Below are 18,775 nucleotides of genomic sequence, written 5' to 3'. Positions count from 1 at the left end.
TCGGGAAAATAACAGTGAACGCAATCCATCCGCAAATCACAGCTGGCTCATCTTTAAATGAAATCCACCCAACAATCACAGACACAATAAATTGAATAGCAATTGGTGGAACTAGCGCAAAAACGAACTTTGCAACATTTGACATGCGATCATTCGACCAAAAAATAGCAAATACTCCATAGCCTATGCCTATAACAAACGATGCAACAGCATAAGACGCAATTCTGTTTCCAACCGCGCTATGAGCTAATAGGCTTGAAATAAAAGACATTACTGTAAAAATAATGCATCCTATGCTAATGCCTTTAACAATGTTTTTTACAATTGTTTTTCCTATTGTTGCAACTTGCTTTTCCATAATAATCGCTTCCTTTTTAAGTATTAAAAAATCAGTATTAAAAAATCAGTATTAAAATTTTTGATAGTTTTATATTTGACTACATTCGTTATTACGTTTATAATTACATCCCTAAGCGCTTTTTGAATGAGCTCAAGCATCTGCGACTAATCCACTCAACGCTTCCATCGTCCATTTTTACGCTCATGCTTCCACCGAATCCTGGATCGACTCGAACAATGCGATTCAAGTTCACGATTGCGGATTTAGATATGCGCACAAAAGACGCGAATTGCGGATTGTCGAAATCCATTAGGCGCTTGTAAGACACGCACTCGCCTTTATCACTGTGGATGATTACGCGCGAATTTTCAACGCAAATCATAATCACATCTGGCTCGTGCATAACAATAATAGAATCGTTAATATAACCATATATAAATGAATTACTGTTGCTATTTGCCGCATTCGCAGTATTATTTTCAGTGTTCACAGTACTATTATCAGCGCTGCTTGCTTTTGCATTTTTAGAATCAACGCTTTGCAACTGAGCTATGATGCGTTTAAGATTGTCGTCAATATTGTGAACTGACAATTGAGCGTGCTGCTCTTCTTCTGGCGGCACAATAGCAATCGTTACTTTCATCAAGCCTCCCTTCCGTATACTACCGTTGCTACCGTTAGCGTTTACTAGCTTTTGCTAACTTTTCTTAGCGTTTACTAGCTTTTGTTTTGTAATTTTGACTATACGGCACTGTAAATAGTCTGTCTTTACAAAATCGCTAAACGGTAGCTTTTGGAATATAAGTGGCAAAAAAGAAGATATTATGACACTTAAGCTGCACCCCAAATGCGTATAAGACGTTGGCTTGTAGGATCTGCTGCAGGACCTTGATCGTAAGCATCCAAACGCCAATGAATTGAACCATCCGCGTTAAGACTTGGAATTAAACGCGCCCAGCGGCCGTTTCCCATTCCACCAATCGTCTTATAAGAAGGATCTACTTTATCTAATCCAAGTAACTTATGAACAGTTTGCGAAAGGCAAGAGCCGTGCGAAAACACTAGTAAATCTCGATCCGATCCGGTTTTGCGCGCCCATTGTTCAACAGTTGCAGCTGCGCGCTCGCCAACCTCTTGCTTAGTTTCTGCACCGTGCTTAAGCTCTCCGCCTTCGCCTTTTACCCAAGCGTTAAAATCTTCCGGCCATTTTTCGCTAATCTGCTGGCGGTTAAGTCCTTCCCACTCGCCAAAGAAGCGCTCGCGCACGCCATTTTCAACGTGCACATTAAGCCCAATCTTATCTGCAAAAGCGTGAGCTGTTTGCTGCGCGCGAATAAGAGGAGAAACAATAGCAACAAAACTTGCATCTGCTTCTTCTGGAGTAATACGCACGCACTCTTCGCTATTTGGATTCTTTGGATCTTCTAAATCGGAAGCTCCAAAAAGCACTCGCAAAGCTTTACCAGAACGAGTCACTTGATCTATTCCTGAATCATCTAAAGCAATATCAATCATTCCTTGAAGACGAAATTGAGCATTATAAGGCGTTTGACCATGGCGAATAAGCATAACAGAACGCGCAAGTCCTTCATGGGAACTGTTTAAGTTCGTATTATGACAAGCTTTAGCAGCGCTTTCAACAAAATCCACCATTACTTGGCACTACCTTTCAGACTCTTGATTATCGCCATACGCATCATCTTCACTATGGTCTTTAAGTTGCAAATCTATAGCAGGGCAATCATTCCATAAACGCTCTAAGCGATAAAATTGACGAGCTTCCTCATGCATAATATGAACTACAAAATCACCAAAATCAAGCAAAATCCATTGCGCTAACTCCAAGCCTTCTCGAGATATTGGTTTACGCTTGTTATCTTTTAAGTACAAGTCTTTTTCGACTTCTTCAGCAACAGACAATACTTGACGCTCATTTGAAGCTGAAACAACAAGCATAGCATCTGTAATTCCAAGCAAATTGCTAACGTCAAAAGCTTGGCAATTAGTAGCTTTTAACCTATCAGCTGCTTCAGCAGCAATACGGATAGCATTTACAGAACTTTCTAAAGCTGTCATAGTTATTTTTCTCCTTAACTATCGCTCACTTAACTAGCGCTCCCATGCAGGCTTCCAACCTTCTACAACATGCTGAGTATTCTCAGAATACACCATTGAATCCGCTGGAACATCGTGACGCACAACAGATCCTGCACCTGTTGTAACACCGTCTGCAACAGAAACAGGAGCAACAAACAGATTTCCCGCTCCAACATGCACATTAGAGCCAATAGTCGTATGGTTTTTATGTACACCATCGTAATTTGCTGTAATCGTGCCACCGCCAATATTCGTGTGCTCACCTAAATCAGCATCACCCATATAGCTCAAATGTGGAACTTTCGTACCATTCCCAATATGAGCTTTCTTCATCTCAACAAACGCGCCAGCTTTAGATTCTTCGCCAAGAACATTTCCTGGACGCAAGTACGTCCATGGGCCAATATTAACACCGCGGCAAATATGCGATTCTTGCACACGCGAGCGCTCAACTGTAGCATCTTCATCAACTCTAGCGTCAATAAGAGTAGTATAAGGTCCAACTACAGCACCACTTGCAACAACACTATGACCTTGCAAAAAACTTCCAGGAAGAACTGTTACATCTTTAGAAAGCACAACATCATCTTCAATCCAAGTAGTATCTGGATCTAAAATAGTCACACCTTTAAGCATCCACTTCTCGCATACTCTCTTGTTATAAGCTTTTGAAAGAACAGACAACTGAACGCGAGTATTAACACCTTCAACACTTAAAGGATCTGGAGCAGCCATAGCTCCAACACGACCAAGAGTGCGAGCGTGCTCTAATGCATCAGTCAAATAAAATTCTCCTTGCGCATTTTGAGAATTCAAATTAGCTATTGCATCAGAAAGAACTTGTGCATCGAAGACATATACTGAAGTATTAACTTCATGTATAGCTAATTCGTTTGCATTAGCATCCTTGTGCTCAACAATACGCAAAACATCTCCATTAGCTTCGCGAACAATACGGCCATAACCAGTTGCATCATCTAAAACTGCTGTAAGAACAGTAGCAACATTGCCATGGTTTTTATGGAAATCAATCAACGACTGTAGTGTTTGAGTATCAAGAAGCGGCATATCGCTTGCAGCAATTAAAACAGCGCCTTGCAAATCTCCGTTTCCACTGTTCTTCTTAGCTTCGTTAAGATCTTTCATAGCACATTGCACTGCTCTACCAGTTCCTGGCTTATCGTCTTGATTCACTATTCTCGCATTAGCGTTATAACTCAAAGCAGCTGCAGAAACACGCTCAGCTTGAGCATGGACTACTACTGCGAGCTGAGCAGGATTTACTCCAGACATAGCATCCATTACGCGATTTAAGAAAGTTTTACCAGCAAAAGAATGTAATACTTTAGGAGTATCTGAACGCATGCGCGTTCCATCACCTGCAGCTAATATAATCGCAGCAGCTACTTTATAATCTTCCACCCATGCTCCTTGCTTAAAGTCATTTTTACTTTTCTTTCATTCTATTACGAATTATCGCATGATATCTATAAAAGAATAAAAGCGCCGCCTGGAAAACCAAGTAGCGCTTAAAACAAGCTCCCTCACCTGGATTCGAACCAAGACTAAGGGTTCCAAAGACCCGTGTGCTGCCTTTACACCATGAGGGAACGGCGGAAAAAACCGCCAAAACTCAATTATGCCACAATATCATAAAACGTCAAATTGGCGTGGCGCGTCACCTTCTAGTATTTATTTTTATATATTTTCCAGTGCATTACAGTAATCTAAAAGCACTTTCGAATACTTTATAAAATAAAACACTAATCTAACTTAATTTTTACGCAAACAAGAAACCTTGACCGTGATGTTCAGGATAAGTATCGAATAACTTTGCAACAGATCCATCTTCAAACACTGCTTTAATTGCACTAGCTAAAAGTGGAGCAATAGAAAGAACAGTCAAACCATCCCAACGCTTGCATTCTGGAATTGGAACAGTGTCAGTCAAAACTACCTCACGAGCTCCACAAGATTTCAAACGCTCTATAGCAGGACCAGAAAGCACGCCATGAGTTGCAACTACAGTCACAGACTTAGCTCCAGCATCCTTCAACACGTTGCAAGCACCAGCAATTGTTCCAGCTGTATCGATCAAATCATCAACCATAACACAATCGCGTCCTCTAACATCGCCCACAACCCTATTCGCAACAGCTTTATTAGGGCAAGTGATATCTCGAGTTTTGTGCACAAAAGCTAATGGACCGCCACCTAAACGCTGTGCCCACTGTTCAGCAACTCTAATACGACCAGCATCCGGAGAAACTACAGTAACATTATCTAAATCATCGCGGAAACGATCTCGCACGTAATCAACTAGAACAGGCATTGCAATCAAATGATCAACAGGACCATCAAAAAAGCCTTGAGATTGAGCAGCGTGCAAATCAACACTCATAATACGATCAGCACCAGCTGTTTTCAATAAATCAAACATCAAACGGCAAGAAATAGGCTCACGCCCACGATGCTTTTTATCTTGACGAGAATACCCTAGCAATGGGCAAACGGCAGTTATAGATCTAGCTGAAGCACGCTTCAAAGCATCAATCATAATCAACTGTTCCATAATAGATTTATTAACAGGATCACAATGGCTTTGTAAAACGAATACATCAGTACCACGCACAGACTGCGTGTATCTAACATACATTTCACCATTAGCGAAATCATATGCCGTAGTTTCCAACACTTCGATACCAAGCTGAGATGCCACATCACGAGCAAGTTTCGGATGGGCACGACCGGTAACAAGAACAAGGTTTTTATCTGGCTTTCCTTCAAGGATTATGCTCACCATATCTCCAAACGCTAGTTCGCTGAGTTGAACTTACTTAATACTAGCCATTTGCGAAGACGAAAGCGACAAGCCAATAAACGCCTAACTTTTCACATATAAACCGTGCTTAACAATATATTGCACTACTCCATCTGGAACTAAATACCATACTGGTTCAGAATTTTGCGCGCGTCTACGAACATCAGTTGAAGATATAGCCAAGGCAGGTATTTCCAAAATATCAACAGGAAGATGTTTTGAATCACTATTTGCTATATCGTCAATAGACGAAATATTCATATTTGCAGCACGAGGAACTAAAGGAGAATGAGAAGAAGCTAATTTTTCAGGTCTAGAATATCCAGGACGAGTTACAGCAACAAATCGCGCTAAATTCCACATCTCACGAGCATCTTTCCATTGCATAATTTCTGCAATAGCATCAGCACCTGTAATAAAGAACAATTCTGCATCTGGATGTTGAGAATGAATATCTTTTAAAGTGTCAATAGTGTAAGTAACACCAGGTCTGTCAATATCTACTCTAGAAACAGTGAATTTAGGATTTGAAGCAGTTGCAATTACTGTCATAAGATAACGATCTTCAGCATTTGTAACTTTTTTATCAAGCTTAAAAACAGGCCTACCTGTAGGAACGAAAATAACTTCGTCTAAATCATAAACCCAAGCAACTTCAGACGCTGCAACCAAATGCCCATTGTGAATAGGATCGAATGTTCCACCCATAATTCCAATACGCTGACGCGCGTGAACATTACCCCTAGTTGATTTACGCATAGAATTAGCTGTTGCAACAGTAGGTGGTGCAGCTATAGCTTTGTTTAAATCCCCTTGAAATAAATCCGACATTCGCCGGCAATCTTCACGAGTTGAATTACAACTAGTATCTAAAAAATAATTAGGACTCGTAGAAGAAGAGGAATCATGACTCATGCGATTCGTCTTCTTTCTCTTCCAATCGAGTTTCATTTTTAACTTCTGAAGCATCATTTGCACTATCAGGATCGATGTTGCCCATTTCTTCATTCCATTCATCTGTAACAACACGCTGTATTTCAGCGAAAGTAGGAAGAGGGAAATTAGGCTGGAATATACCGCGAATCTTAGCAACGTTATTAGTTATTTCTACTAACGTATCAGACATTCTGTCAATGTCACCAGAGCGCTCAAACTCACTAAATGAAGCAATATTATCTTCCATTAAACGCATAGTTGTATAAACTTCTTGCATTGATGAATCATCTGGAGGCATAATAACGTCATTATCATCACCTTCAGGCCATCCCATAAGAACAGCATCAGCATATTCCAACGACGAACGAGCAGAAGCTGATGAAATACCATCTTCAATTTGCACTAGAAAAACATAACGAACTATTGACAAACGTTGCGCAGCAACGTCTAAAGATTCTAAAGGAGTTAAATGAGAATCCTTTGCTTTTTCATCAACCATATTCTTACAATACCTCGCCTAATGACCTTATTTGACCATCTCCATACCCAATCCACTTAGTTGTTGTCATTTCACGCAATCCCATTGGACCGCGTGCGTGCAATTTTTGCGTAGAAATACCAAGCTCTGCACCAAAACCAAACTCTGAGCCATCTGTAAAACGCGTAGAAGCATTTACCATAACTACTGCTGAATCGACATTAGAGATAAAACGTTGAATAGTTTCATAATCTTCTGCAATAACTGTTTCAGTATGACCAGTTGAATATTTTGCAATATGACAAGTCGCATCAATATCATCTTCTACTATCTTTACTCCCATATCTAAAGACAAATATTCGCGATTCCAATCTTCACAAGTAGCATGTTCAATGTTCAAGTCAGAAATATTAGAAGATTTCAGAATATTATAAGATTCATTGTCAGCGTGTAATACTACGTGATATTCAGCTAAAGAAGATGCAATTTTAGGCAAGAAATCTTTCGCTATATCTTTATGTACAAGTAATTTTTCTGCGGCATTGCACACACCAACACGCTGTGTTTTTGAATTTATAATAATTGGTATAGCTTTTTCAAAATCTGCACTTTTATCTACATAAATGTGAACATTTCCAGCACCAGTTTCAATAACTGGAACAGTCGACTCTTTAACAACTGCAGAAATAAGATTTGAACCACCTCTTGGCACTAAAACATCAATATAACCATGTGCATGCATCATTGCTTTAGCACCTAGCCTACCTAAATCATCAACTGATTGAACTATATTTGCATTGTAATTTGATTCTTTTATAACAGATTGAATCACAGAAATACTAGCGCTGTTAGTATGCTGTGCAGCACTTCCACCACGCAATAAGACAGCATTACCAGATTTAATACATAAAGCTATAACATCAAGAGTCACATTAGGTCGAGCTTCATAAATTACGCCCATTACTCCTATAGGAACACGTACTTTAGAAAGACGGATCCCATTAGGTAACGTATATCCTTGAACGATTTCACCAACAGGATCTTGCAATTGCGCAATCTTAAACACACCTTGAACCGCTTTTTTAATACGTTCCTCGTCAAAAAGCAACCTATCTAGTTTGCCAGCGTCCATACCATTATTCTTAGCTTCACTCATATCTATTGCATTTGCTTTTGCAATATATTTTGCAGAAGATTCTAAGCGTTCAGCAATTTTTACTAACAATTTATTTTTAGAACAAGTATTTACATGAGAAAAATCTCTTTGAGCTTTTCTAGCGTCAATAGCACGATTATTTACTAGATTATCAGCACGCAACTCTTCCCCATTACTTGCATGCAACTCTTCCCCATTATCTGAAGGCATACTGCTGAAACGATTAACACTAATAGACTCTTCACCAACCAACAAAGATTCACCCCTTAAAAAATTATTGAATTCATTTTTGTTACAAACTTAGCAATTATTATAAATATGAGATTATCATAAACACACTAGCCTAGCGCATCTAGTACTATATAAAATCATATTAAAAATGCATGATTATAAGCTATAAGCGTTTCAAACTCGGAGGAATCATGGAATCTGAAAATAATGCAATTTTCCACAGCACACGCTCAACAGCTAAGTCATGTACATCAAAGCAAGCTATATGTAAAGGAATTGCCGAGGATGGAGGATTATTTATTACAGATTCCTTAGGCAAGCAACACTACGACATTTGTGAGCTTACAAAAAAATCATATCAAGAAATCGCCAAAGATATTTTAACTATTCTACTTCCAGATTTTTCTTCAAAAGAACTTGAAGATTGCGTAAATAAAGCTTATGGAAGTCAATGGTCTAATGATTCTATTACTCCAATTAAGCAGCTTGGAGAGACTAACGATTTTGTTTTAGAACTTTTCCACGGACCTACATGCGCTTTCAAAGATATTGCATTGCAAATCTTGCCACAACTTATGATGCACGCTAAAAATGCTAAAAGCGATGAAAACACTATGATTCTAACTGCTACATCTGGCGACACTGGCAAAGCTGCATTAGAAGGATTCGCTGACGTAAAAGGAACTTCTATAATCACGTTTTACCCATATGAAAAAGTCAGCCGTGTACAAGAATTGCAAATGACTACTCAACTCGGAAAAAATGTGAAAGTTTGTGCAGTTAAAGGAAACTTTGACGATACTCAAACAGGAGTTAAAAAGATTTTCACTAATAATAAGCTTAAGATGGAATTAAATTCTGAAAATAATGTATCGCTTTCATCTGCAAATTCTATAAATATTGGACGCCTAGTACCACAGGTTGTTTATTATTTTGCATCCTACAAACAGCTAATTGAAAACGAAAAGATAAAAATTGGCGACGAAATAGAATTTTGCGTACCAACTGGAAATTTCGGCAATATTCTTGCTGGATACTATGCAAAAATGCTTGGTCTTCCGATTAAACATCTTATTGTTGCAAGCAATAGCAACAACGTATTATTTGATTTCTTATTAAGTGGCACATATAACCGTCAGCGTGAATTCCATCACACTGTTGCTCCTTCTATGGATATTTTAGTTTCATCTAATTTGGAAAGAATGCTGTATTATATGTGCAATAAAGATACGCGTTTAATACAAATGCTTATGAATGACTTACAACAATGGGGAGCATTTGAAATACCTGAAGACGTACTTAAAAATATACGAAAATTATTTGGATGTGGCTGGGCTAATGAAAATCAAATAAGAGAAGCAATATCTGATTGCTGGAATAAATACAATTATGTGATTGATCCACATACAGCATGCGGATATTTTGTTATGCAAAATATCCCTCATGATTCTAACGTGCCACGCGTTCTATTGAGTACTGCAAGTCCTTATAAGTTCCCTCGAGTTGTTGCTAGTGCTTTGAATATCGATCATGTACAAGATATGGATGATTTCAAATGCATGGATGCCCTAAGTATTGCTACAGGAACTAAAGCTCCAAGCATGCTTAGGAATCTTGAAAATCAAACTCCAAGATTTAACGATGTTATTGATATCACTGAAATGACTAACTATGTTCAAAAACAAGCGCATGATTTTACTAAATAAAAAGTTAAGCATCAAATAAAATAAACATTTTAAGGTTAGAGAGGCTAATTATGTAAAATTAACCTCTCTAACAATTAACATCTAAATCTCTAAAATTAGCAACTAAATCTCTACAATTAAAAGCCTTACAATTAGACTTTTAAGCAGACCTTTAATTAGCCTTACAATTAGACTTTTAAGCAGACCTTTAATTAGCCTTACAATTAGACTTACTGCTTAAAGCTCTATACAATTAGCTTATCAATTAACATATCTAGTTACTCTTCATTGTTCGTAAAAAGCTCTTCGTATATCTCTTTTATTACGCTTAAATCATGCCCTTTTCTAGCTCCAGCTGAAAAGAATCGTCTTTTTCGCACTAATAAGTCAAGATTCCTAGTTCTTGAAGCAACTTTCCTACCTAATTGCCAAGCAGCTTCTTCAAAAACTCCATTTTCTCTAGCTTCTTGTAATAATGGCGATGAAACAGTTAAAGGAATACCTTTTCTTTGTAATTCAACTCTGGTAGCTCGCTCACCTAGCATTCTAGATGCGCATGATTGTATGAAAGTTTGTATATATCGCTTGTCATCTATTAAATGCAATTCTTCTAAGCGATTTACTACTGTGTCAACAGTATTTTCTTCATAACCTTTTATTAGAAGTCTATTTTTCAAATCATAAGAAGATCTTGCAGCATAATCTAATATGCGCAAAGCAGCTTCCTTACAACTGTCAAAATCATTCGCTTTACTAGTATCAACCTGTTTTATAGACTTCTTATTGTATGAAGAAGAATTAACAGGTTTATGGCTGCGAAGAAAATTTTCAACACTAATCATTTTTACGCTACCAATATTGCTTTATACAATCACCTATTCATGAATACTGCGTTACACTACCACCCAAAAAGGCAGATTATTCTTCAGTAGAGTTTTCACCTGATTCTAAATACGAATCTGATTCTTCTGTAGATTCAGAATTCGAAGTTTTAGAAGACTTAGATGACTTAGAAGAAGTTTTAGAAGACTTTTCACTATCAGAAGCAAGTGAGGAAGACTTATCAGATGTATTATCTAGTAAATCATCATCATTTTCAGCAAATTGATCTTCTGGGCGCATAAGTCCAAAAGCAGCTTTAACTTTATCACTTATTTCTTCAGTAATAGCAGGATTATCTTTCAAGAACTTACGAACATTCTCTCTACCCTGACCTAATTGATCACCTTCATAAGTAAACCAAGATCCAGATTTCTTAATAACTCCGCATTGTACAGCCATATCAATTACGGATCCTTCAGTGGAAATTCCTTCACCGTAAAGTACATCAAATTCGGCTGATTTGAAAGGAGGAGCCATCTTATTCTTTACAATCTTTACTTTAGTACGATTACCAACAGCCTCCTCGCCGTTTTTAATAGTAGTAACTCTGCGAATATCCATACGCACTGAAGCGTAGAACTTCAAAGCTTTACCACCAGTAGTTGTTTCAGGATTACCAAAGAAAACACCAATTTTTTCACGAAGCTGGTTAATAAAAATTGCAGTAGTTCCTGCTTGAGCTAAAGCGCCAGTCATCTTCCGCAAAGCTTGACTCATTAAACGAGCTTGCAAACCAACATGGCTATCTCCCATATCACCTTCAATTTCAGCCTTAGGAACAAGAGCTGCAACTGAATCAATAACAATAACATCTAAAGCACCAGAACGTATTAACATATCAGCAATTTCTAATGCTTGTTCGCCATTATCTGGCTGAGAAACTATAAGCGAATCAGTATCTACTCCAAGCTTTCTCGCATATACAGGATCTAATGCATGCTCAGCATCAATAAAAGCAGCGACACCACCATTTTTTTGAGCGTTAGCAACAATATGCAATGCCAAAGTTGTTTTACCAGAGGATTCTGGACCATAAACTTCAACAACACGTCCGCGAGGAACGCCGCCAATGCCAAGTGCCATATCTAACGCCAAAGATCCTGTTGGAATAACTTCCACATCTTGCATTGGTTTATCTCCCAATCGCATAGCAGAACCTTTTCCGTATTGCTTTTCTACATTCGCTAAAGCAGTTTCCAAAGCTGCTTGACGGCGAGGATCTGTGCGATCTGCATCAATCAATCTACCAGCAGCAGTTTTCGATTTTGCTTGTTGCACCATGTTTGCTACTCCTTTCACATGTGCGGTCTGTATCGATGAGATTAACCTGCACATGACATCTGTGCAAGCGTTTGAGAGCAATGTGGTCAGAAGTCCGTAACATTGCATTTACGTAGCTCAATTTATTTATATAAACTACGCACACGCAATAAGACATTTACATAGCCTTCCACGCTGCAACCAGCCCGACAAAAGTATTATATAACACTTTACGAACATTTGTTCGATTTCGCGTGTTGCGCTAAAATATTCAAGCCTCTTGAAAAATTATGCAGCAGGCATAGGCGGAGCATTATGATCTTTACCCCATCTTTTATTATCTGGAATTCCCATATGATCACATAAAACGTTCCAAACAACCCTCGGCTCAATACCTGCTTGCAAAGCTTGGCAAACATTCATACCATCAAGTTTTTGCAAACATTGATCCTTAGCTATGCTACGCCCAAGGCTACTGCCAAAAACTTCTTCAAGAAGTTCCCAAAATTCACGTTCACGCAACGCTTTCACAATCCTTACATAGCAATAAATACAACAATTTAATCAACTTTTGAACAACACTATTACGAACTTCTTCACGACTACCACTATTTTGCAATTCGCAAGAAATAAACGTTCCGGAATCAGATTCACACACATCCAAATTCGAATAGTTTTCAATACTTTTAATATGCAATATTTTTTTATTAAAAGAATTATTCAACGATTCACTATCTAAAAATACAGAAAGCATAACTGATTTAGGCAAAAAAATACCAATATAAGCCAAGCCTGCAGGCTTGCCATCATAATCCGGACCAGGACCTGCAACACCAGTAGTAGAAAGTCCTATTACAGGAAAATTGGAATCTTGTAAATCTTTCTCACAGCTTTTATTTTTATAATCCCAACCAGAGCCGCTATATAATCTCGCAGTTCCAATAGCCATAAGTTTTGCAACTGAAGCATTCACAGCACCATGCGATTTAAGAAAATCAGCATCTACTCCAAGAATCTTTGCTTTCGCGTGAATATCATACGTTACAGCAGAGCCTAAAAACACTTGTGAAGCACCAGGAACACTAACAAAAGCATTAGCAAGCAAACCACCAGTCAAAGATTCAGATGCAGCAACATGCAAACGATTTTGCGCACAATATTCAATAACAACAGATGCGTCACTGTGCATTTCAATCATCTTCCATTAAAATCAAAATCAGGTTCTAAATCAAAATCAAAATTCTTCAGTTTCTAAATTATCACTACCAGATTTAGAGGATTTACCAGATTTACTCGTAAAAGATTCTTCAGAATCCACAGAATTCAAATCATCTTCAGAAGTTTCAGAAACTAAAGTAGATTCAACATCAACAACTCCGCGATCCCCATCTTTTAAAGCACTAAGCGCAGCAAAAGCACCTTTAGTGTATGTATAACCAGAGCATAGAGCTAAAAGCAATGCAATATAAATCAAAGCATCAGCAAGCGCAAGATATGCTATACCAAACGCAGATATTTTTCTTAAATTAACAATAGTATTTACAACAGGAAGAAGAATAAGCGCAAGACCTAAAGATTGAGCAACAGTCTTATATTTGCCAAGAGAGGAAGCAGCAATTACCTTACCACCTCTTTTAATAACATAAAAACGCAAAACAGTTATACCAATTTCACGAACAACAAACAGCAATGTGACAATCCATGGTATTTCAGAAAATATTGCACCAATAATTAAAGCAGATAATATTAAAAGCTTATCAGCAATAGGATCTAATAATTTACCTAACTCAGTAACTTGATTATATTTACGAGCCAAATAGCCATCTAATTTATCTGTTGATGCAGCTAATGCAAAAATAACAAATGCTCCCCAACGCGCACCAACAGAATGAACACCATATGCACCAGAAGCAAGATATAAACCAATAAATACAATCGCAAGCACAATGCGAACATATGTAACTATATTAGGCGCATAATTCCAACCATCAAACAAAGAAAACTTAACGCTTTTTCTCATTTATGTACCTCCCTAACAGCTATACAAATATGGTATAGCAAACGCAAAACCTATACTAATCGATAGAATCAGATTCCCCGCGAATAAAAGCCAAAACTTTTTGCAAGTCTTCCGGCTGAACCAAAACTTCACGAGCTTTAGAACCTTCAGAAGGACCAACTACACCACGAGATTCCAGCAAATCCATCAAACGACCTGCTTTAGCAAATCCAACACGTAGCTTTCGCTGAAGCATTGAAGTTGAGCCAAATTGCGATCCAACAACAAGCTCTGCAGCCTGCAACAACTCATCCATATCATCGCCAATATCGCTTGTTTTAAGCTTATTTTGAGCTTGAGCATCTGCCTTTTGAGCCATTTGCTCAATATCTTCACGATACTTAGGCTTGCGCTGAGTGCGAACATACTCTACAGCTTTACGAATCTCAGATTCACTCACCCATGAACCTTGCACGCGTTGAGGTTTAGCAGCTCCCATTGGAAGGAATAAAGCATCTCCCTGACCAATAAGAGTTTCTGCTCCAACTGTATCGAGAATAACTCTGGAATCTGTTGCAGACGAAGTAGCAAAAGCCAAACGAGAAGGAATATTTGCTTTAATTAAGCCAGTTACAACATCCACTGAAGGTCGCTGAGTAGCAAGAACTAAATGCACACCTGCAGCTCGAGCAAGCTGAGTAATACGTTGAATAGAACTTTCAACATCATTCTTAGCAACCATCATTAAATCAGCCATCTCGTCCACAACAACAAGCAAATACGGGTATGGAGCAACTTTTCGCTCAGAGCCAGCTGGAGCATGAACCTTTCCTTCGCGAACAGCCTTATTGAAATCCTTTACATGACGGAAACCGAAGAATTGCAAGTCGTCGTAGCGAGCATCCATCTCTTTAACAACCCACTCAAGAGCTTGAGCTGCCTTCTTAGGATCAGTGATAATAGGTGTAAGCAAATGTGGAATGCCAGCGTACGCAGAAAGCTCCACGCGCTTAGGATCAACCATAATCATACGAACTTGCTCAGGAGTAGCTCTCATAATAATTGACGTAAGCATTGAGTTAATAAAACTCGACTTACCAGAGCCAGTTGCACCAGCTACAAGCAAATGCGGCATTTTATCTAGAGCAGCCGTTACAAAATGACCTTCAACGTCTTTTCCAACGCCTGTAAGCATAGGATTAGGATCCTGCATTGCTTTCTCAGAGCGCAAAACATCTCCCAAATGAACGATTTCGCGATCAACATTTGGAATTTCAATACCAATAGCAGATTTTCCTGGAATTGGCGACAAAATACGCACATCAGTACTAGCTACAGCGTAAGCAATATTTTTTTGCAAATTCGTGACTTTTTCAACTTTTACACCCGGTCCAAGCTCTACCTCGTACTGCGTAACAGATGGACCTCTAAGGAATCCAATAACGTGAGCATCAACATCAAATTGCTCAAAAGTAGAAGTCAGAGCACGAATCACATTATCATTTGCAACAGTACGAGCAACATGAGGTTTCCCATGAGCCAATAAATTCATATCCGGAAGAACATATGGCTTATCTTCCAAATTTGCATCACTTGTATTGTTAGCAGAATTTTCGTGATTATAAGAATTGTTAGCAGAATTAGCAGAATTAGCAGAATTACTCTGGCTTGCAATAGAATAACCATTTTCATTCTGCTCTTGAGATTTTCTATATCCTTCCATTTGCTCTTCTGGAATAGCACTCCAAGGATCTAGCGATGAAGCAACTGGAGCTGCCCCCGCCATAGATCCCAAAGAACTCATTGGAGCTTTAGGAAATTCATCAATGCTCATCTTGGAAGAAGCGCTTAGATTAGAATCACTAGGAACATCTACAGGAACTGTGCTTCCGACAGAATCATCATATCTAGAATCATCATTGACTCTAGATTCATAAGACGGATTATTACTTGCTATTCTTCGAGTGTGATTAACAGGTTCTTCATTAGATACACCATGAACGAAAGCAGCAGAATCAAAAGCATCATCCCCTGCATACTTATCAAGTAATTCTTTATTATCATTCTTATTCTTTGAATTAAACAACGATCTAATCCATTTAAATAATGAAGGCTTAGTTTCATTAACTTCTTGTTCATCGCTAATTTCGTGAGTAGGAACACCTTCAGCAAACTCCAAAGCGTCACCGTTTGAATTACTCGTATTATCAGCATAATCGGAGGAACTACTAACTAATCGAGAATCTTTATGCGATTTTTCAGAAGACTTATCGGAAGACTTATCAGAAGACTTTTTCGAATTATTTTTGATTACACGCATAAAGAAAGCAGAAATATCAGTAACATGCAATCTAGATATTAACAATAACGAAAATAGCAAAATAAGCGTAAACAGAACTAGCGCAAAAGTGCGAGAAAGTCCCCATGAAAAAGGCGAACCTAAAACAAATCCAAATAATCCTCCAGCTTTTTGCAAATTACTCATATTAAAAGAAGCATTATTAGGCACGCAAGATATGTCTATAATTGAGCAAATCGACAACAATAGCAAAAAGAATCCGCCAATAACGCGAGTATTACCAGAGCCTACTCCGCTATTTCTCATCAATCTAATCGCAACAACAACTAGCAATACAGGCAAAATCACACTCATTACACCTAAAATGCTAGAAGCTAAAATATGTAACCAAACACCAATAAAGCCTTTTACTCTAAACCATTCAGATGCACAAAACAGCACTGAAAATGCAAGCATAATAAAACAAAGCCCATCTCTTCTGTATGCTTCATCATATTCACCTACACCAAAAAGCGAGCGCACAATCTTACCAATAAGGCGCGGAATAAAAAGTAAAGTAGACTTCCACCAAGCTTCAGATGACGACTTTTTGTCTGCCATATATTACTCCTTAAACGCAAATATCCTTATTCACCAACCTTTTTACATTTTACTCAGATTACTCCACAAAATACTCTAAAACGTAATGCGTGTTAATTAACATGCAAATTCGGGGTTATTCCACAAAAACGGGTTATTCCGGGTTATTCCACAAAACCATAAAAAAAAAACGGCTAAAAAGCCGTTTAAATAAGTGGGGTGGCTAACGCGGCTTGAACGCGCGACCTTCTGAACCACAATCAGATGCTCTACCGACTGAGCTATAGCCACCATATGTGTGAAAAATTCACACAACAAAGGGATACTATACACTATTTTTTTATTTTCTGCTAGTGGATGTTTCTCGGCGAGTCGCTATTCAAATATCTAAATTCAATACTCAATGACACAATAGACGTATGAGTTCTTACGATTACGCACAAAAAAATGATTCAACCAATCGCATTTTTGGCTCAATTACGCAAAAAAATAACACAACTGCATTACTTCTTGGATCAGGAGAATTAGGAAAAGAAATAGCAATTGAACTAATGCGATTAGGTGTAAGAGTATGCGCAGCAGACAGCTACGAAAATGCTCCAGCAATGCAAGTTGCACATGTTGCACGCGTATTAGATATGACTAACAGCTCATTATTAAGCGCTCTTATTGAAGAAATAAAACCAGATATTATTATTCCTGAAGTAGAAGCAATAGCAACAGAAGTATTATTTAATGCTAAAAAAGATAATATTCAAGTAGTTCCAAGTTCCAATATTGCATCAATAGCAATGGATCGTGAAAAGCTGCGTAGAATCGCTCACGAGGATTTAAATTTACCAACTACCCCGTATCGTTTTGCATCAAACTATGAAGAACTATGCGAAAGTGCAAAACAAATTGGTTACCCTTGCGTAGTAAAACCAGTCATGAGCTCTTCAGGACACGGACAGTCAATAGTTAGAAAACCAGAATCATTACTTGATGCTTGGAATGAAGCACAACATGGTCGCCGTGCAGCATCTTCTAAATCAAATAATAATTCACGCGTTATAGTCGAATCTTTAGCTCCACTAGATTATGAATTAACTGTACTAACAGTAAGCTCTTGTGCTGGAATCATAACTTGTGAACCCATAGCACAGTGCCAAGAAAATGGCGACTATAAAGAATCATGGCAGCCAGCTAACATTCCAGAAAATATACGCATTCAAGCGAAAGAAATAGCAAAAACAGCAGTAGAAGGACTCACTAATTTAGCTCAAGAAAAAGGCGAAAAAGGTTGGGGCGTTTATGGAGTGGAGTTATTTGTACTAAAAGATGGTTCTCTACTATTTAATGAGCTTTCACCTCGCCCACATGACACAGGCATGGTTACAATGATTTCTCAATATTATAGCGAATTTGCTCTTCACGTTTTAGCTATATTAGGTGTACCAATTACTCGCAGCCACGTTGCACTTTCTCTTCGCAAAAATGAAGTAGCTGCAAGTTGCGCAATCGTAGTAAATGGGGATGGACCTGTTGGCTTTACCAACCTTAACAACGCTCTAGATTTAGAACAACTAGAAAATTTTGATTCACAAAAACAAGAAAACGAAAATACGCGATTAAATATTCGCATTTTCAACAAACCTGAAGTTCATGGACATAGAAGAATGGCAGTCGCATTAGCAACAGGTCGAACTGAAAGTTACGCTCGACATAACGCGACACGCATCGCTTCTATACTCCAAAATGCCTAAACATATGTTAAAGACATTGAAAATAAAGGAATATACAAATTTACAAATCGTTTATTTCCAATAATTAAGTAATAAAAATGTAGGTGACAATTGTTAGTCTAAACGTGCTGGCCACGGTCAGGTAAACCTACAAATATTGTTGGTTTGCGCCTGCAACTATAGATGCACAAAGAGAGGCGAGTCAATGGAAAAACTTGACAAGTTGTATGAAGGCAAAGCCAAAAAACTGTATGCTACCGATGACACCAATGTGCTATGGGTTGAATA

The 18,775-nt window shown here is 38.2% G+C and carries 16 protein-coding genes, 2 tRNA genes and 2 pseudogenes; 3 read left to right on the top strand and 17 right to left on the bottom strand.

What is annotated here, in order from left to right:
- The 10 genes from Q0X59_RS05425 to Q0X59_RS05380 form a co-directional block, all read right to left on the bottom strand.
- Positions 1 to 358: DUF3021 family protein (locus tag Q0X59_RS05425; protein WP_297643712.1), on the bottom strand; the 358-nt coding region annotated here is incomplete at its 3' end.
- A gap of 103 nt (positions 359 to 461) precedes the next feature.
- Positions 462 to 983: a LytTR family DNA-binding domain-containing protein gene (locus tag Q0X59_RS05420; RefSeq protein ID WP_103042985.1), complete on the bottom strand. Its 522-nt coding sequence runs from the start codon at positions 981 to 983 to the stop codon at positions 462 to 464.
- A 188-nt stretch (positions 984 to 1,171) separates the two neighbouring features.
- Positions 1,172 to 1,993 carry a histidine phosphatase family protein gene (locus Q0X59_RS05415; protein WP_103042984.1) on the bottom strand — a complete coding sequence of 274 codons (822 nt, stop codon included), beginning with the start codon at positions 1,991 to 1,993 and terminating at the stop codon, positions 1,172 to 1,174.
- Between the two features lie 9 nt (positions 1,994 to 2,002).
- Entirely contained in the window at positions 2,003 to 2,416 is a 414-nt protein-coding gene (rsfS, locus tag Q0X59_RS05410; RefSeq protein ID WP_075523236.1) for a ribosome silencing factor, read from the bottom strand.
- A gap of 33 nt (positions 2,417 to 2,449) precedes the next feature.
- A complete protein-coding gene (glmU, locus tag Q0X59_RS05405) occupies positions 2,450 to 3,859 on the bottom strand; it encodes a bifunctional UDP-N-acetylglucosamine diphosphorylase/glucosamine-1-phosphate N-acetyltransferase GlmU (protein ID WP_297643711.1) in 1,410 nt (469 codons plus the stop codon).
- Positions 3,860 to 3,976: 117 nt separating this feature from the next.
- Positions 3,977 to 4,047: transfer RNA gene (locus Q0X59_RS05400), tRNA-Gln, on the bottom strand.
- Positions 4,048 to 4,217: 170 nt separating this feature from the next.
- Complete coding sequence (locus tag Q0X59_RS05395) at positions 4,218 to 5,240, bottom strand: ribose-phosphate diphosphokinase (protein ID WP_075523238.1); 1,023 nt, start codon at positions 5,238 to 5,240, stop codon at positions 4,218 to 4,220.
- An 81-nt stretch (positions 5,241 to 5,321) separates the two neighbouring features.
- On the bottom strand, positions 5,322 to 6,089 hold the full coding sequence (gene nadD / locus Q0X59_RS05390; RefSeq protein ID WP_199172728.1) for a nicotinate-nucleotide adenylyltransferase: 768 nt from the start codon (positions 6,087 to 6,089) through the stop codon (positions 5,322 to 5,324).
- Positions 6,090 to 6,162: 73 nt separating this feature from the next.
- Positions 6,163 to 6,693 (bottom strand): phosphoribosylglycinamide synthetase, encoded by a 531-nt coding sequence (locus Q0X59_RS05385; protein ID WP_103042979.1) that lies wholly within the window; start codon positions 6,691 to 6,693, stop codon positions 6,163 to 6,165.
- Positions 6,694 to 6,697: 4 nt separating this feature from the next.
- On the bottom strand, positions 6,698 to 8,038 hold the full coding sequence (locus tag Q0X59_RS05380; protein ID WP_075523286.1) for a glutamate-5-semialdehyde dehydrogenase: 1,341 nt from the start codon (positions 8,036 to 8,038) through the stop codon (positions 6,698 to 6,700).
- A gap of 209 nt (positions 8,039 to 8,247) precedes the next feature.
- On the opposite strand from Q0X59_RS05380, the gene thrC reads away from it, so the two are divergent.
- The gene (thrC, locus tag Q0X59_RS05375; protein ID WP_199172727.1) at positions 8,248 to 9,765 is read left to right on the top strand and encodes a threonine synthase; all 1,518 of its coding nucleotides are present in this window, start codon (positions 8,248 to 8,250) and stop codon (positions 9,763 to 9,765) included.
- Positions 9,766 to 10,022: 257 nt separating this feature from the next.
- On the opposite strand, the gene Q0X59_RS05370 is transcribed toward thrC, so the two are convergent.
- The 7 genes and pseudogenes from Q0X59_RS05370 to Q0X59_RS05340 all read right to left on the bottom strand — a co-directional run bounded on the left by Q0X59_RS05370 (position 10,023) and on the right by Q0X59_RS05340 (position 17,054).
- Entirely contained in the window at positions 10,023 to 10,586 is a 564-nt protein-coding gene (locus Q0X59_RS05370; RefSeq protein WP_103042977.1) for a regulatory protein RecX, read from the bottom strand.
- Positions 10,587 to 10,662: 76 nt separating this feature from the next.
- A complete protein-coding gene (recA, locus tag Q0X59_RS05365) occupies positions 10,663 to 11,907 on the bottom strand; it encodes a recombinase RecA (protein WP_233186095.1) in 1,245 nt (414 codons plus the stop codon).
- Between the two features lie 267 nt (positions 11,908 to 12,174).
- On the bottom strand, positions 12,175 to 12,408 hold the full coding sequence (locus Q0X59_RS05360; protein WP_075523287.1) for a DUF3046 domain-containing protein: 234 nt from the start codon (positions 12,406 to 12,408) through the stop codon (positions 12,175 to 12,177).
- Entirely contained in the window at positions 12,401 to 13,075 is a 675-nt protein-coding gene (locus Q0X59_RS05355; RefSeq protein ID WP_297643710.1) for a nicotinamide-nucleotide amidohydrolase family protein, read from the bottom strand. The genes Q0X59_RS05360 and Q0X59_RS05355 overlap by 8 nt, the downstream gene beginning before the upstream one ends.
- 222 nt (positions 13,076 to 13,297) lie before the next feature.
- Positions 13,298 to 13,906: pseudogene (pgsA, locus tag Q0X59_RS05350) on the bottom strand (CDP-diacylglycerol--glycerol-3-phosphate 3-phosphatidyltransferase); the annotation flags it as partial.
- Positions 13,907 to 13,961: 55 nt separating this feature from the next.
- Complete coding sequence (locus Q0X59_RS05345; protein WP_297643709.1) at positions 13,962 to 16,784, bottom strand: DNA translocase FtsK; 2,823 nt, start codon at positions 16,782 to 16,784, stop codon at positions 13,962 to 13,964.
- Positions 16,785 to 16,978: 194 nt separating this feature from the next.
- Positions 16,979 to 17,054, bottom strand: a tRNA-His gene (locus tag Q0X59_RS05340).
- 128 nt (positions 17,055 to 17,182) lie between these two features.
- Between Q0X59_RS05340 and purT the strand changes: the two genes are divergently transcribed.
- Both purT and Q0X59_RS05330 read left to right on the top strand, forming a co-directional pair.
- On the top strand, positions 17,183 to 18,508 hold the full coding sequence (gene purT / locus Q0X59_RS05335) for a formate-dependent phosphoribosylglycinamide formyltransferase (RefSeq protein ID WP_297643708.1): 1,326 nt from the start codon (positions 17,183 to 17,185) through the stop codon (positions 18,506 to 18,508).
- A gap of 184 nt (positions 18,509 to 18,692) precedes the next feature.
- Positions 18,693 to 18,775 (top strand): annotated as a pseudogene (locus Q0X59_RS05330) (phosphoribosylaminoimidazolesuccinocarboxamide synthase); the annotation flags it as partial.

It is taken from the genome of uncultured Gardnerella sp. (assembly GCF_947280595.1).
Classification (GTDB): Bacteria; Actinomycetota; Actinomycetes; order Actinomycetales; family Bifidobacteriaceae; genus Bifidobacterium; species Bifidobacterium vaginale_A.
This window is presented reverse-complemented; position numbering and strand designations above follow the sequence as displayed.

Bases quoted from the DNA above. Each gene is read 5' to 3' on its own strand.
- Q0X59_RS05420 (WP_103042985.1), bottom strand. From the start codon at position 983: ATGAAAGTAACGATTGCTATTGTGCCGCCAGAAGAAGAGCAGCACGCT.
- Q0X59_RS05415 (WP_103042984.1), bottom strand. From the start codon at position 1,993: ATGGTGGATTTTGTTGAAAGCGCTGCTAAAGCTTGTCATAATACGAAC.
- rsfS (WP_075523236.1), bottom strand. From the start codon at position 2,416: ATGACAGCTTTAGAAAGTTCTGTAAATGCTATCCGTATTGCTGCTGAA.
- Q0X59_RS05395 (WP_075523238.1), bottom strand. From the start codon at position 5,240: ATGGTGAGCATAATCCTTGAAGGAAAGCCAGATAAAAACCTTGTTCTT.
- nadD (WP_199172728.1), bottom strand. From the start codon at position 6,089: ATGTCGGATTTATTTCAAGGGGATTTAAACAAAGCTATAGCTGCACCA.
- Q0X59_RS05385 (WP_103042979.1), bottom strand. From the start codon at position 6,693: ATGGTTGATGAAAAAGCAAAGGATTCTCATTTAACTCCTTTAGAATCT.
- Q0X59_RS05380 (WP_075523286.1), bottom strand. From the start codon at position 8,038: ATGCCTTCAGATAATGGGGAAGAGTTGCATGCAAGTAATGGGGAAGAG.
- Q0X59_RS05370 (WP_103042977.1), bottom strand. From the start codon at position 10,586: ATGATTAGTGTTGAAAATTTTCTTCGCAGCCATAAACCTGTTAATTCT.
- recA (WP_233186095.1), bottom strand. From the start codon at position 11,907: ATGGTGCAACAAGCAAAATCGAAAACTGCTGCTGGTAGATTGATTGAT.
- Q0X59_RS05355 (WP_297643710.1), bottom strand. From the start codon at position 13,075: ATGCACAGTGACGCATCTGTTGTTATTGAATATTGTGCGCAAAATCGT.
- Q0X59_RS05345 (WP_297643709.1), bottom strand. From the start codon at position 16,784: ATGGCAGACAAAAAGTCGTCATCTGAAGCTTGGTGGAAGTCTACTTTA.
- purT (WP_297643708.1), top strand. From the start codon at position 17,183: ATGAGTTCTTACGATTACGCACAAAAAAATGATTCAACCAATCGCATT.